Source organism: Enterobacter cloacae complex sp. BZL2005 (assembly GCF_049238885.1).
Lineage (GTDB): Bacteria > Pseudomonadota > Gammaproteobacteria > Enterobacterales > Enterobacteriaceae > Enterobacter > Enterobacter roggenkampii.
This window is the reverse complement of the sequence record NZ_JBMKGI010000002.1, coordinates 299,822-311,901: the sequence shown is the minus strand read 5'-3', so window position 1 is coordinate 311,901 and position 12,080 is coordinate 299,822. Positions and strand designations below refer to the sequence as shown.

Here is a 12,080-nt window from a genome sequence, read left to right as displayed (position 1 = left end):
CCATTACTCCATCATCTTCTCAATTGGCAGCACCAGGATGGAGCTTGCGCCCAGCGCCTTCAGTTTTTCCATGGTTTCCCAGAACAGGGTTTCGCTGCTCACCATGTGCATCGCCACGCGCTGCTGATCGCCTGCCAGCGGCAGGATGGTTGGTCGCTCGGCGCCCGGCAGCAGGGCAATCACTTCATCCAGACGCTCGGTTGGGGCGTGCATCATGATGTATTTGGATTCACGCGCCTGAATCACGCCCTGAATACGGGTCAGCAGCTTGTCGATCAGCTGCTGTTTGGCGTAGGCCATCTCGCCGTCGCGCTGGATCAGGCACGCTTTAGAGCGGTAGATGACTTCCACTTCGCGCAGACCGTTCGCTTCCAGCGTCGCGCCGGTAGACACCAGGTCACAGATGGCGTCCGCCAGACCCGCACGCGGCGCCACTTCTACAGAACCGTTCAGCAGACAGGATTTAAACTGCACGCCTTTCTGATCCAGATAGCGCTTTAGCAGGTGAGGGTAGGAAGTGGCGATACGTTTGCCGTTCAGCGCGGCCGGGCCGTCCCACGCTTCATCAACCGGCGTCGCCAGCGACAGGCGGCAGCCGCCGAAGTCCAGACGACGCAGGGTGAAGTAACGCGGGTCTTCGCCCTGCGCGCGGCGGGTCAGCAGCTCTTCTTCCAGCACGTTTTCACCGATGATGCCAAGGTCAACGACGCCATCCATCACCAGGCCGGGAATATCGTCATCACGCACGCGCAGAATGTCGATGGGCATGTTTTCAGCCAGAGCAATCAGGCGCTGGGTGTGCAGGTTAATTTTAATCCCGCAGCGGGCCAGCAGTTCGCGTGAATCGTCACTCAAACGGCCTGATTTTTGAATAGCTATGCGTAAACGTGAGTTATCTAACATTCTTTATTCCTCGTTAACCTGTTTTAACCTGTCTGAATTCGGTCCAAAAAAAAGCCCCCGGAAGAAGATCTTCCGGGGGCTTTTTCATGCGTTCATGCACCACTGGAAGATCCAAACGTCTTCCAGCACACATCGCCTGAAAGACTAGTCAGGATGATGGTGATGATGGTGGTGTTTAAATTGAACGCGTGTCATATAAATTCTCGATGAATGCTTATTCATTTGATGTCTTTTAACCTAAACCAGTTGTGCGACATATTGCAAGGGCTTTTTTTGATCATTAATTCATTTCATATTGATGCTATGAATTGTGTGTTCTGCCGGGCTGGCGTAGCCTTATGAAAGACGAGTGAGAGTCAGGAGAATTCGCATGAAAAAGGTCGCGATTGTCGGTTTAGGATGGCTGGGAATGCCGCTGGCGATGTCATTAGCCGCGAAAGGCTGGCAGGTGACCGGGAGCAAGACCACCCGAGATGGGGTCGAAGCGGCGCGCATGTGCGGTATTGATGGCGTTGAACTGCGTCTGGAGCCGGAACTGGTGTGTGATGCGGACGATCTGGACACGCTGATGAACGTCGATGCGCTGGTGATTACGCTACCCGCGCGGCGCAGCGGCCCGGGTGAATCATTTTATCTGCAGGCGATGCAGGAGATAGTCGACAGCGCGCTGGCGCATCACGTACCGCGCATTGTTTTCACCAGCTCGACGTCGGTCTATGGCGATGCTGAAGGCGTAGTTAAAGAGACCTCCGAGCGCCGTCCCGTTACCGCGAGCGGTCAGGTCCTGAAAGAGCTGGAAGACTGGCTACACAATCTTCCCGGCACGCAGGTCGATATCGTTCGTCTGGCGGGGCTGGTGGGCCCTGGCCGCCATCCGGGACGCTTCTTTGCCGGAAAGACTGCGCCAGACGGCCAGCATGGCGTGAATCTTGTCCATCTTGAGGATGTTATTGGCGCAATTGAGCTACTCTTACAGGCTCCGAAAGGTGGACACATCTATAATATATGTGCACCGACTCATCCGGCGCGCAGCACCTTTTACCCACTGATGGCACGTCAGCTGGGCCTGGCTCCGCCGATCTTTGGTGAGGCAAAAGATGGCAGTAAAGGCAAAATTGTTGATGGCAATCGCATTTGTCATGAGCTGGGGTTTGAGTATCAGTATCCCGATCCGCTGGTGATGCCCATGGAATAAGTTCCGCAGCGGAGACGATCGCACACCAGAAGGGGGCGAGCATGAAACCGCTGCTGGATGTTCTTATTATTCTGGATGCACTGGAAAAAGAGGGGAGCTTTGCCGCTGCGTCGGCAAAGCTCTACAAAACCCCTTCGGCCCTGAGCTATACCGTCCAAAAACTGGAAAGCGATCTCAATATTCAGATCCTCGATCGCTCCGGGCACCGCGCACGCTTTACCCGCACCGGACAGATGCTGCTGGAAAAAGGCCGCGAAGTCCTCCATACCGTTCGTGAACTCGAAAAACAGGCCGTCAAACTGCATCAGGGATGGGAAAACGAGCTGGTGATTGGGGTGGATGACACCTTTCCGTTTTCTCTTCTCACGCCGCTGATTGAAATGTTTTACCAACATCACAGCGTCACCCGGCTTATTTTCATCAACGGCGTGCTGGGCGGTTCCTGGGATGCCTTAACCCAGGGCAGGGCGGACATTTTTGTCGGTGCATTGCATGAGCCTCCCCAACTCAGTGAATTTGGTTTTGCCCGCCTTGGCGTGCTGGAGCAGGTATTTGCCGTGGCGCCTCATCATCCGCTGGCTCAGGAGCCCGAGCCGCTTAACCGCCGCGTGATTAAAGGCTACCGCGCGATTGTAGTGGGTGACAGCTCTCGCCCGGAATGTGCGGTCTCCTCGCAGCTGCTTGATGAGCAGGAAGCGATTACCGTTTTCGACTTTAAAACCAAGCTTGAGCTGCAAATTAGCGGTCTGGGCTGCGGCTATTTACCCCGCTATCTGGCGCAGCGCTTTATTGACAGCGGTGCGCTTGTTGAAAAACAGGTACTTGCTCAAAACAGCCATGAATCGGTGTGGGTGGGCTGGAATGAACAGACCGCCGGGCTGGCGAGTGCCTGGTGGCGGGACGAAATTTTAGCAAATAGTGCTATCGCTGCTGTATATGCTCAGGGCAGCGTCGAGAAATCAGCCAGTTAGCAAAAAGAAAATGACCGGTGCGTTGCAAAGTATTGCCTTTTGTATCCGATGTGGGGCAAAATGCCGCCGCTGCAACCAAATGAATAATCGACGATATAAAAGGCGTCGGTTATTTTTTTTTGCATGTACGAAACGAAACTAAAAACCAAGAGGCCGGGCTTCGTACCGGATAGATATTTACTAAAATCCGACAGTTGTTGTCGCTGAGGAAGAAAGAAATGGGGCAATTTTTCGCTTACGTGGCGGTTATCACCGTAAAGGAGAATAACTATGTCGCATAACGCAACTCCAAACACCTCTCGCGTGGAATTACGTAAAACGCTTACGTTGATTCCGGTTGTTATGATGGGCCTGGCCTATATGCAACCGATGACGCTGTTTGATACATTCGGTATCGTATCAGGCCTCACAGACGGTCATGTGCCAACGGCATATGGCTTCGCGCTGATTGCGATCCTCTTTACCGCGCTGAGCTACGGTAAACTGGTGCGTCGCTATCCGTCTGCGGGTTCCGCCTACACCTATGCCCAGAAATCCATCAGCCCGACGGTTGGCTTTATGGTGGGCTGGTCTTCGCTGCTCGACTATCTGTTCGCGCCGATGATCAACATTCTGCTGGCAAAAATCTATTTTGAAGCGCTGGTGCCGTCGATTCCCTCGTGGATGTTCGTCGTGGCGCTGGTGGCCTTTATGACGGCCTTTAACCTGCGCAGCATCAAGTCTGTCGCCAACTTTAACTCCGTTATCGTTGTGCTTCAGGTTGTCCTGATTGCGGTTATTCTTGGCATGGTGATTTACGGCGTATTCCACGGCGAAGGCGCGGGCACCCTGGCGAGCAGCAAGCCGTTCTGGTCTGGTGATGCGCATGTGATCCCGATGATTACCGGGGCAACCATTCTGTGCTTCTCCTTTACCGGTTTTGACGGGATCAGCAACCTGTCTGAAGAAACCAAAGATGCAGAGCGCGTAATTCCTCGTGCCATCTTCCTGACGGCGCTGATTGGCGGTCTGATCTTTATTTTCTCGACCTATTTCCTGCAGCTGTACTTCCCGGATATCTCTCGCTTCAAGGATCCGGATGCGTCTCAGCCGGAAATTATGCTGTACGTGGCGGGTAAAGCGTTCCAGGTCGGCGCGCTGATCTTCTCCACCATCACCGTACTGGCGTCCGGTATGGCCGCGCATGCAGGCGTTGCGCGTCTGATGTACGTAATGGGCCGCGATGGCGTATTCCCGAAAAGCTTCTTCGGCTACGTGCATCCAACCTGGCGTACCCCGGCGATGAACATTATCCTGGTCGGTGCGATCGCGCTTCTGGCGATTAACTTTGACCTGGTGATGGCAACGGCGCTGATTAACTTCGGTGCGCTGGTGGCGTTCACCTTTGTTAACCTGTCGGTTATCTCTCAGTTCTGGATCCGTGAAAAGCGTAACAAGACGCTGAAAGATCACTTCCAGTATCTGTTCCTGCCGATGTGCGGTGCCCTGACCGTGGGCGCGCTGTGGGTTAACCTGGAAGAGAGCTCAATGGTGCTTGGCCTGATTTGGGCGGGTATCGGTCTGGTTTACCTGGCCTGCGTCACGAAGAGCTTCCGTAACCCGGTTCCGCAGTACGAAGACGTCGCGTAAGACTGTGTCGGGTGGCGGCTATGCCTTACCCGACCTCCATAACCCATAGGCCCGCGTAAGCGCCGCGCCAACGGGCAAAAAAAAGCCGGAGACATCGCCTCCGGCTTTTTTATACCTATCGATCAAACTATCTCTTGCGCGTACTGGAACAGGGATTTCAGCAGCGCCTGTTTTTCAGCATTCCCTTCATACTGGCCGTAGAGCATCTCCAGCTCCTGTGCATAGCTGTGCAGGTACTCTGGCGTAAACACGTTGCGACGATGCTGCAGCCAGCGTTCCTGCTCGGCTTCATCCAGCGTGCCGGGGTAATTACGCGCGCGGTAGTTAAACATCAGCTTTTCGATGCGCTTATCGGCGAAGGTGATATCCAGCGCCGGTAAGTTACGCGGCTCTGTTTGCAGAACGATATTCATGGCCGCGCGATCGGCATCGCTGAAGAAACCGTTATAGAGTTGGGCGTCCACGTTTTCAGACGGCACGAACGGCTCGGCTTCAGCAAAAATGGCCACGACTTTCTCGCGCACCTGCGGATTTTCACGCAGCACTTTGAGATTATCGAGGCAGTGCTGGCGGTTAATGCCCAGCCTGTCAGCATCTTCCGGGCGCAGCGTATTCGCCTGCGCCAGGACCGGACATTTATTGATATGCACCAGTTTGACCGGCACCGCCGGCAGATCGCCGAGCTCGTTTTTCGGGGTATAAAGCCGTTCGCGCAGGGTATCGCTGTCGAGTTCGAGCAGCGGTGAAATATCGCCCGCCAGGTCCACCATGATGACCGCATTACGGTTGTCCGGATGCCAGGCCAGCGGCGCAACCCAGCTGGTATTGCCGCGCCAGGCGCCAAACATGCCGGAAATATGCACCAGGGGTTTCATCTGCGGTACGTCGATAAGGGTCATAAGCTTCTGCTTGCTGCGATGGCTCAGCAGATACTCAAACAGCCGGGGCTGTGCGCTTTTCACCAGCTTTGCCATGGCAATGGTGGCATAGACGTCCGCCATCGCGTCGTGGGCATTGCTGTGCTCGATACCGTTGGCGCGCGTCAGGTGTTCCAGCCGGAAGCTTGTCAGACCTTCCTCATTTTCCGGCCAGTGAATGCCCTCAGGACGCAGGGCGTAGCAGGCGCGCATGATGTCGAGTAAATCCCAGCGTGAATTGCGGTTCTGCCAGCTCCAGGCGTAGGGATCGTAGAAGTTGCGATAGAAGATGTTGCGCGTCACTTCGTCATCGAAGCGGATGTTGTTGTAACCGACCACGCAGGTATTGGGAACGGTAAACAGGTCGTGGATGCGTCGGGCGAATTCTGCCTCGTTAACGCCTTTTTCCCGCGCTTCCTGCGGGGTGATCCCGGTGACCATCACCGCGCCGGGCTGCGGCAGGTAATCATCCGCCGGCTTGCAGTAAAAGACCTCTGGCTCGCCGATGATGTTGAATTCGTCGTCGGTACGGATGGCGGCAAACTGCGCCGGTCGGTCCAGCGCCGGATGCGTGCCAAAGGTTTCGTAGTCGTGGAACAAAAAAGTCGGGCGAGCGGCAGAGTCAGACACCAGTAATACCATCCTGTTAAAAAATGACGTCACTATGGTAAACGATCGTGCGGGTCAGACCGAATAAAAAGCACCGCCGCGTCGCAAATTTGCGCGCCAGCTTCAGAGAAAAATCTGCGTTCTGTCACATTTTTTTGCAATTAAGCCAGGTAACGACATCAGAACTCCCGTAAAAAGGTCATCGATTTTTAATGACCTGAGGATATACCGTTGAAACGCCGTCTGTTTATTGCTGTTTCTTTACTCGCTTCGAGTGTCTCATCTGCTTTTGCGGCCGAACCACTGGATTTTTCGCCGCAGCCTCCGGCCATTCAGGCTGGCTCCTGGGTGCTGATGGATTACACGACTGGTCAGATTTTAACGGCGGGCAACGAACATCAACAACGTAATCCGGCGAGCCTGACCAAGCTGATGACGGGTTATGTGGTGGATCGGGCCATTGATAGCCACCGCATTACCCCGGATGACATCGTCACCGTAGGGCGTGATGCCTGGGCAAAAGGGAACCCGGTGTTTGACGGTTCATCGCTGATGTTCCTGAAGGAGGGCGATCGCGTCACCGTGCGCGATCTGAGCCGCGGCCTGATTGTCGATTCCGGCAACGACGCCTGCGTGGCGCTGGCCGATCACGTGGCGGGCGGGCAGCCGCAGTTCGTGAAGATGATGAACGACTATGTGCAGAAGCTGAACCTGCGTGATACCCACTTCGAAACCGTCCACGGGCTGGACGCGCCGGGCCAGCATAGCTCGGCGTATGACCTGGCCGTTCTCTCCCGGGCCATTATCCACGGTGAGCCCGAGTTTTATCATATGTACAGCGAAAAGAGTCTGACCTGGAACGGGATCACCCAGCAGAACCGTAACGGTCTGCTGTGGGATAAGACCATGAACGTAGACGGGCTGAAAACGGGGCATACCTCGGGGGCCGGCTTTAACCTGATTGCATCCGCCGTTGACGGTCAGCGTCGTTTGATAGCCGTTGTAATGGGAGCGGACAGCCCGAAAGGGCGTGAGGACCAGGCCCGAAAACTGCTGCACTGGGGGCAGCAGAATTTCGATACGGTGCAGATCCTGCATAACGGAAAAAAAGTGGGAACGGAGCGCATCTGGTACGGCGACAAGGAGCAGGTAAAACTGGGCACCGACCAGGACTTCTGGCTGGCCTTGCCGAAAGCGGAGGTGCCCAATATCAAAGCCAAATACGTGCTGGATAAAAAAGAGCTGGAAGCGCCGATTGCCGCGCATCAGCGTGTCGGGGAGATCCAGCTTTACGATCGCGACAAGGTGGTAGCCCACTGGCCGCTGGTCACGCTGGAAGCCGTTGATAAAGGCGGCCTGTTCTCTCGTCTGAGCGATTATCTGCATCACACGCTTTAACCGCCGATGAGCAGACTGGCAGGGTTGCGAGTCTGCTCACATAATAAACACTCCTCGTTTGCTGATAATGATAATCCAGTTTTATAGTGTATAAATATACAGTGATAAACGGAGGCAGCATGGACTACAGCATTACGCAGCAACAGAAACGTAAGATTGCCGGTTTTCATTTGGTCGGTCCGTGGGAACACACGGTAAAACAGGGCTTTGAACAGCTGGTCATGTGGGTCGACGGGCGTCACATTGAGCCGCTGGAGTGGGTGGCGGTCTACTACGATAACCCGGATGAAGTCCCGGCCGAAAAACTGCGCTGCGATACGGCCGTTACCGTACCGGACGATTTTGTGATCCCGGAAAACAGCGAAGGCGTCATGATGACGGAAATCGCGGGCGGTGATTATGCCGTGGCGACGGCGCGTGTGGAAAACTACGACTTTGCCACGCCGTGGTATCAGTTCTTCAATTCCCTGCTGCAGGACAATAAGTATCAGATGGCGCTCAAACCCTGCTTCGAGCGCTACCTGAATGATGGCAACGCGGACGGCTACTGGGATATTGAAATGTATATCGCGGTAGAGCACAAACCGGTTTAGGCCTGCTGAATAAAGGGTTTTTCAGCCGGGACCGTTCCGCCCGGCTGAAAACACAGTACAATTGTGATTTGCCGTGTAGCTGGAGAGCGGGTGTGCGTCCCGACAAATCATTAACCCCTTTTGAAATTCGGTTGTATAAACACTACCGTGTGGTGCACGGGTGTCGCATCGCGCTGGCATTCGTATTGACGTTTGTACTGGTCCGCTTGCTGGAGGTTCCGGAAGGGACGTGGCCGCTGATCACGCTGGTGGTGGTGATGGGGCCCATCTCGTTTTGGGGCAACGTTGTCCCGCGCGCCTTCGAGCGTATTGGCGGGACCGTGTTAGGTTCGGCCCTGGGGCTAATCGCCCTGAAGCTGGAGCTTATCTCGTTCCCGGTCATGCTGATATGGTGCGGTGCCGCCATGTTCCTGTGCGGCTGGCTGGCGTTGGGCAAGCGTCCTTATCAGGCGCTGCTGATTGGTATCACGCTTGCGGTGGTGGTCGGCGCACCCGCCGGCGATATGACCACGGCGCTGTGGCGAAGCGGGGATGTCATTCTGGGTTCACTGCTCGCCATGCTGTTTACCGGCATCTGGCCGCAGCGGGCTTTTCTGCACTGGCGTATCCAGATGGCCAACTATGTCACCGCGTTTAACCGCGTCTATCAGGCCGGTTTTTCCCCTAATCTGGTTGAACGCCCCCGGCTGGAAAAGCATCTGCAAACCATCCTCAACGACGTGGTCAAAATGCGCGGCCTGATCACGCCCGCCAGCAAAGAGACCCATATTCAGAAAGCGATTTTCGAAGCCATCCAGACGGTAAGCCGCAACCTGGTCTGCATGCTTGAACTGCAAATCAACGCGCACTGGGCCTCTCGCCCGAGCCATCTGTTGATGCTTAACGCGCAGACCCTCAAAGAGACCCAGCAGATGACGCAGCAAACGCTGTTGACCATCGCTCATGCGCTCTACGAAGGTAACCCGCAGCCGATACTGGCAAACAGCGAGCGGCTGAATGAGATCGTTGCGGAGCTGAAGCAGTTAATCAATGAGCGGCAGGGCGATAACGTGGCGGAAACGCCCATTCATGGCTATGTCTGGCTGAGTATGGAACTGGCGCGACAGCTTGAGCTGCTATCGCATCTGATTTGTCGAGCGCTGCGCAAATAAAACGCGGATGTGACGCCTGCTGCTTCGATTCAGCAGCAATTGGGGTTATGATAGGTTTAAACGATATACTCATTGTCATTCGCAGCCGCTGTCAGTAAGGTTATTGTTACAACGGTTGCTTTAACGAATCCGAATCTCACATTATCAGGGGTGTAAAAATGGAAACTACCAAGCCTTCGTTCCAGGATGTTCTGGAATTCGTCCGCCTGTTCCGCCGCAAAAACAAGCTGCAGCGTGAAATCCAGGACGTTGAGAAGAAGATCCGTGACAACCAGAAACGTGTTCTGCTGCTCGACAACCTGAGCGACTATATCAAGCCAGGCATGAGCGTTGAAGCTATTCAGGGCATCATCGCCAGCATGAAGAGCGACTATGAAGACCGTGTTGATGATTACATCATCAAAAATGCTGAACTGTCCAAAGAGCGTCGCGACATCTCTAAGAAGCTGAAAGTGATGGGCGAAATCAAAAACGGCGAAGCAAAAAGCGAGTAATCGCAGCGAATCGTGAAAAAGGCTCTCTGGTGACAGAGAGCCTTTTTTTATGACTCAGAATGTGGCTGTAGCTGATAAATCCAGGCTTGAACCTGCTTGCCTTCAGTGGTGGTCACCGTGACCTCAACCCGGTCATAGCCGTCTTCAAACTCATCCAGCATTTGCCAGTGTGCGGAAAGGTTATCAGAGATAAACAGATAGCCTTCGACGCGCGGTCCATCGGAGTGGAGGACAATCCCGGGAAAGTCCGCCGCCGCACCCCAGCCGCGCTCGTAGAACGTACCGGAGACGAAACCGGCCAGCCATTCACCGCCGATGTTTTCAAGGATATGCGCATTAGAATGGCCCGGGCGCAGCGTGCCGTAGACAAACAGAGCGTTCATTTTCCCTCATCCGCAAAGCAAAAAGCCTGCTTTAAAAGCAGGCTTTTTAAATTTGGCTCCTCTGACTGGACTCGAACCAGTGACATACGGATTAACAGTCCGCCGTTCTACCGACTGAACTACAGAGGAATCGTTGTGGAGGCTTATCTTAGCGGCGAAAAAACTTTTGTCAAACCTGATCTTAGGGAAAATCGACTGATTGCTGATTCTGTCGTCAGTTTGTTGTAATTCCACACATCTTTTTTCAGGAAAATACTTTGCAGGATTAGCATTTCTCCCCCATCATTTGAAATGGAGTTTCAACTTTTCTCGCTAAGGTCCATTTTGAACGTCACTGCCTCCTTACGCCAGGCGATCGCGCGCACGCCATGGTATGCAAAACGTAAAAGCTATCGTGTCCTGTTCTGGCGTGAAATCACCCCTCTTGCTGTGCCTATCTTCCTGGAAAATACCTGCGTTCTGCTGATGGGGGTACTGAGCACCTTCCTGGTGAGCTGGCTGGGGAAAGAGGCGATGGCGGGGGTCGGGCTGGCGGACAGCTTTAACATGGTGGTGATGTCATTTTTTGCTGCCATCGATCTCGGGACGACGGTGGTGGTGGCTTTTAGCCTCGGCAAGCTCGATCCCAAACGTGCGCGCGAGGCAGCCCGCCAGTCGCTGATGATCATGACTGTCTTTTCGATTGTTCTGGCGGCGGTGATTCACTATTTCGGTAAAGAGATTATCGATTTTGTCGCCGGGGAAGCCACGAACGAGGTTAAAAACCTGGCGCTGACCTATCTGGAGATGACCGTCATCAGCTATCCGGCGGCGGCTATCGCCCTGATTGGCAGCGGCGCGCTGCGCGGGGCAGGTAACACCAAAATTCCGCTCCTGATCAACGGCGGAATGAATATCCTGAATATCATCATCAGCAGCGTGCTGATCTACGGCGTGTTCTCGTGGGACGGGCTGGGGTTCGTCGGCGCCGGACTGGGGTTAACCATTTCACGCTATATCGGTGCGGCGGCGATTATCGGGGTGCTGATGGCGGGGATCACCCCCTCGCTGCGCCTCACGCTGAAGAGCTATTTCCGCCCCTTTAACTTCGCCATTATCTGGGAAGTGATGGGGATCGGCATTCCCGCCAGTATTGAGTCGGTGCTGTTTAACGGCGGGAAGCTGCTGACGCAGATGTTTGTCGCCGGGATGGGCACCGACGTTATCGCCGGTAACTTCATCGCCTTTTCTATCGCCTCGCTGATTAACCTGCCGGGTAACGCGCTGGGTTCGGCCTCGACTATCATTACCGGGAAACGGCTCGGGAAAGGACAGATTGGCCAGGCTGAGCGGCAGCTGCGCCACGTTTTCTGGCTCTCAACCATTGGACTGACCGTGATTGCCTGGGGAACGGCGCCGTTTGCCGGGCTGATGGCCTCGTTCTATACCCACGAAGAGGACGTTAAAGAGGTCGTTAAAATCCTCATCTGGCTCAATGCGGCCTTTATGCCCATCTGGGCGGCCTCATGGGTACTGCCAGCCGGGCTGAAGGGCGCGCGTGACGCCCGCTTTGCGATGTGGGTGTCGATGCTCGGCATGTGGGGATGTCGCGTTGTGGCGGGGTATACGCTCGGGGTGATGCTCGGATGGGGCGTAGTCGGCGTCTGGCTGGGTATGTTCCTGGACTGGGCCGTACGGGGCGCGCTGTTCTACTGGCGCATGGTCAGCGGGCGCTGGCTGTGGAAATACCCGCGGAAAAATGCCTGACAATTGCGCGAAGTGGAGAATAAATCGGCAAACGATCGGAAATATGCATTCTGCCTTTGACATCATGGGGGAGCATCGATAATATGCGCCC

Annotated in this window: 13 protein-coding genes, 1 tRNA gene and 1 other annotated feature; of the genes, 9 read left to right on the top strand and 5 right to left on the bottom strand. The window is 54.8% G+C overall.

The genetic code is table 11. The annotated features are described in order from the left end of the window. Positions 1 to 3: 3 nt before the first annotated feature. Positions 4 to 903, bottom strand: coding sequence for an ATP phosphoribosyltransferase (gene hisG / locus ACOTXI_RS06025; RefSeq protein WP_058654131.1), 900 nt, complete (start codon positions 901 to 903; stop codon positions 4 to 6). Between the two features lie 45 nt (positions 904 to 948). Next, positions 949 to 1,072, bottom strand: a sequence feature (His leader region). Further along, positions 1,048 to 1,098, bottom strand: a complete 51-nt coding sequence (hisL, locus tag ACOTXI_RS06020) for a his operon leader peptide (RefSeq protein WP_001364200.1) — start codon at positions 1,096 to 1,098, stop codon at positions 1,048 to 1,050. It overlaps the preceding feature by 25 nt. A 175-nt stretch (positions 1,099 to 1,273) precedes the next feature. Here hisL and ACOTXI_RS06015 point away from each other — a divergent pair, with 175 nt between their 5' ends. The 4 genes from ACOTXI_RS06015 to plaP all read left to right on the top strand — a co-directional run bounded on the left by ACOTXI_RS06015 (position 1,274) and on the right by plaP (position 4,698). Beyond that, positions 1,274 to 2,098: an SDR family oxidoreductase gene (locus ACOTXI_RS06015; protein WP_058654130.1), complete on the top strand. Its 825-nt coding sequence runs from the start codon at positions 1,274 to 1,276 to the stop codon at positions 2,096 to 2,098. 41 nt (positions 2,099 to 2,139) lie between these two features. Next, the gene (locus ACOTXI_RS06010) at positions 2,140 to 3,069 is read left to right on the top strand and encodes a LysR substrate-binding domain-containing protein (protein ID WP_021241428.1); all 930 of its coding nucleotides are present in this window, start codon (positions 2,140 to 2,142) and stop codon (positions 3,067 to 3,069) included. Between the two features lie 218 nt (positions 3,070 to 3,287). After that, positions 3,288 to 3,350, top strand: a complete 63-nt coding sequence (gene yoeI, locus ACOTXI_RS06005; protein ID WP_099458931.1) for a membrane protein YoeI — start codon at positions 3,288 to 3,290, stop codon at positions 3,348 to 3,350. After that, the gene (gene plaP / locus ACOTXI_RS06000) at positions 3,340 to 4,698 is read left to right on the top strand and encodes a putrescine/proton symporter PlaP (protein WP_008499462.1); all 1,359 of its coding nucleotides are present in this window, start codon (positions 3,340 to 3,342) and stop codon (positions 4,696 to 4,698) included. The genes yoeI and plaP overlap by 11 nt, the downstream gene beginning before the upstream one ends. Before the next feature lie 122 nt (positions 4,699 to 4,820). Here plaP and sbcB read toward each other — a convergent pair whose 3' ends face one another. Then, positions 4,821 to 6,257, bottom strand: coding sequence for an exodeoxyribonuclease I (gene sbcB / locus ACOTXI_RS05995; protein ID WP_369750702.1), 1,437 nt, complete (start codon positions 6,255 to 6,257; stop codon positions 4,821 to 4,823). A gap of 198 nt (positions 6,258 to 6,455) precedes the next feature. Here sbcB and dacD point away from each other — a divergent pair, with 198 nt between their 5' ends. From dacD to ACOTXI_RS05975, 4 genes are all read left to right on the top strand, one after another. After that, positions 6,456 to 7,622 carry a serine-type D-Ala-D-Ala carboxypeptidase DacD gene (gene dacD / locus ACOTXI_RS05990; RefSeq protein ID WP_008499464.1) on the top strand — a complete coding sequence of 389 codons (1,167 nt, stop codon included), beginning with the start codon at positions 6,456 to 6,458 and terminating at the stop codon, positions 7,620 to 7,622. A 119-nt stretch (positions 7,623 to 7,741) separates the two neighbouring features. After that, the gene (sbmC, locus tag ACOTXI_RS05985) at positions 7,742 to 8,215 is read left to right on the top strand and encodes a DNA gyrase inhibitor SbmC (RefSeq protein WP_008499465.1); all 474 of its coding nucleotides are present in this window, start codon (positions 7,742 to 7,744) and stop codon (positions 8,213 to 8,215) included. Between the two features lie 92 nt (positions 8,216 to 8,307). Continuing rightward, positions 8,308 to 9,366, top strand: coding sequence for an FUSC family protein (locus ACOTXI_RS05980; protein ID WP_008499466.1), 1,059 nt, complete (start codon positions 8,308 to 8,310; stop codon positions 9,364 to 9,366). 158 nt (positions 9,367 to 9,524) lie between these two features. Next, positions 9,525 to 9,860 carry a DUF496 family protein gene (locus ACOTXI_RS05975; protein ID WP_008499467.1) on the top strand — a complete coding sequence of 112 codons (336 nt, stop codon included), beginning with the start codon at positions 9,525 to 9,527 and terminating at the stop codon, positions 9,858 to 9,860. Between the two features lie 47 nt (positions 9,861 to 9,907). Here ACOTXI_RS05975 and ACOTXI_RS05970 read toward each other — a convergent pair whose 3' ends face one another. Both ACOTXI_RS05970 and ACOTXI_RS05965 read right to left on the bottom strand, forming a co-directional pair. Then, the gene (locus ACOTXI_RS05970) at positions 9,908 to 10,243 is read right to left on the bottom strand and encodes a gamma-glutamylcyclotransferase family protein (RefSeq protein ID WP_008499468.1); all 336 of its coding nucleotides are present in this window, start codon (positions 10,241 to 10,243) and stop codon (positions 9,908 to 9,910) included. Positions 10,244 to 10,296: 53 nt separating this feature from the next. Next, a tRNA-Asn gene (locus ACOTXI_RS05965) sits at positions 10,297 to 10,372 on the bottom strand. A 162-nt stretch (positions 10,373 to 10,534) separates the two neighbouring features. Here ACOTXI_RS05965 and emmdR point away from each other — a divergent pair. Beyond that, a complete protein-coding gene (gene emmdR, locus ACOTXI_RS05960) occupies positions 10,535 to 11,989 on the top strand; it encodes a multidrug efflux MATE transporter EmmdR (RefSeq protein ID WP_120271128.1) in 1,455 nt (484 codons plus the stop codon). The last annotated feature ends 91 nt before the right edge of the window (positions 11,990 to 12,080 follow it).

What these genes read in the sequence shown, in the direction of transcription:
- ACOTXI_RS05975 (WP_008499467.1), top strand. Translation starts at nt 9,525, where the DNA reads ATGGAAACTACCAAGCCTTCGTTCCAGGATGTTCTGGAATTCGTCCGC.
- plaP (WP_008499462.1), top strand. Translation starts at nt 3,340, where the DNA reads ATGTCGCATAACGCAACTCCAAACACCTCTCGCGTGGAATTACGTAAA.
- sbcB (WP_369750702.1), bottom strand. Translation starts at nt 6,257, where the DNA reads ATGGTATTACTGGTGTCTGACTCTGCCGCTCGCCCGACTTTTTTGTTC.
- ACOTXI_RS06015 (WP_058654130.1), top strand. Translation starts at nt 1,274, where the DNA reads ATGAAAAAGGTCGCGATTGTCGGTTTAGGATGGCTGGGAATGCCGCTG.
- ACOTXI_RS05970 (WP_008499468.1), bottom strand. Translation starts at nt 10,243, where the DNA reads ATGAACGCTCTGTTTGTCTACGGCACGCTGCGCCCGGGCCATTCTAAT.
- hisG (WP_058654131.1), bottom strand. Translation starts at nt 903, where the DNA reads ATGTTAGATAACTCACGTTTACGCATAGCTATTCAAAAATCAGGCCGT.
- ACOTXI_RS06010 (WP_021241428.1), top strand. Translation starts at nt 2,140, where the DNA reads ATGAAACCGCTGCTGGATGTTCTTATTATTCTGGATGCACTGGAAAAA.
- emmdR (WP_120271128.1), top strand. Translation starts at nt 10,535, where the DNA reads ATGGAGTTTCAACTTTTCTCGCTAAGGTCCATTTTGAACGTCACTGCC.
- sbmC (WP_008499465.1), top strand. Translation starts at nt 7,742, where the DNA reads ATGGACTACAGCATTACGCAGCAACAGAAACGTAAGATTGCCGGTTTT.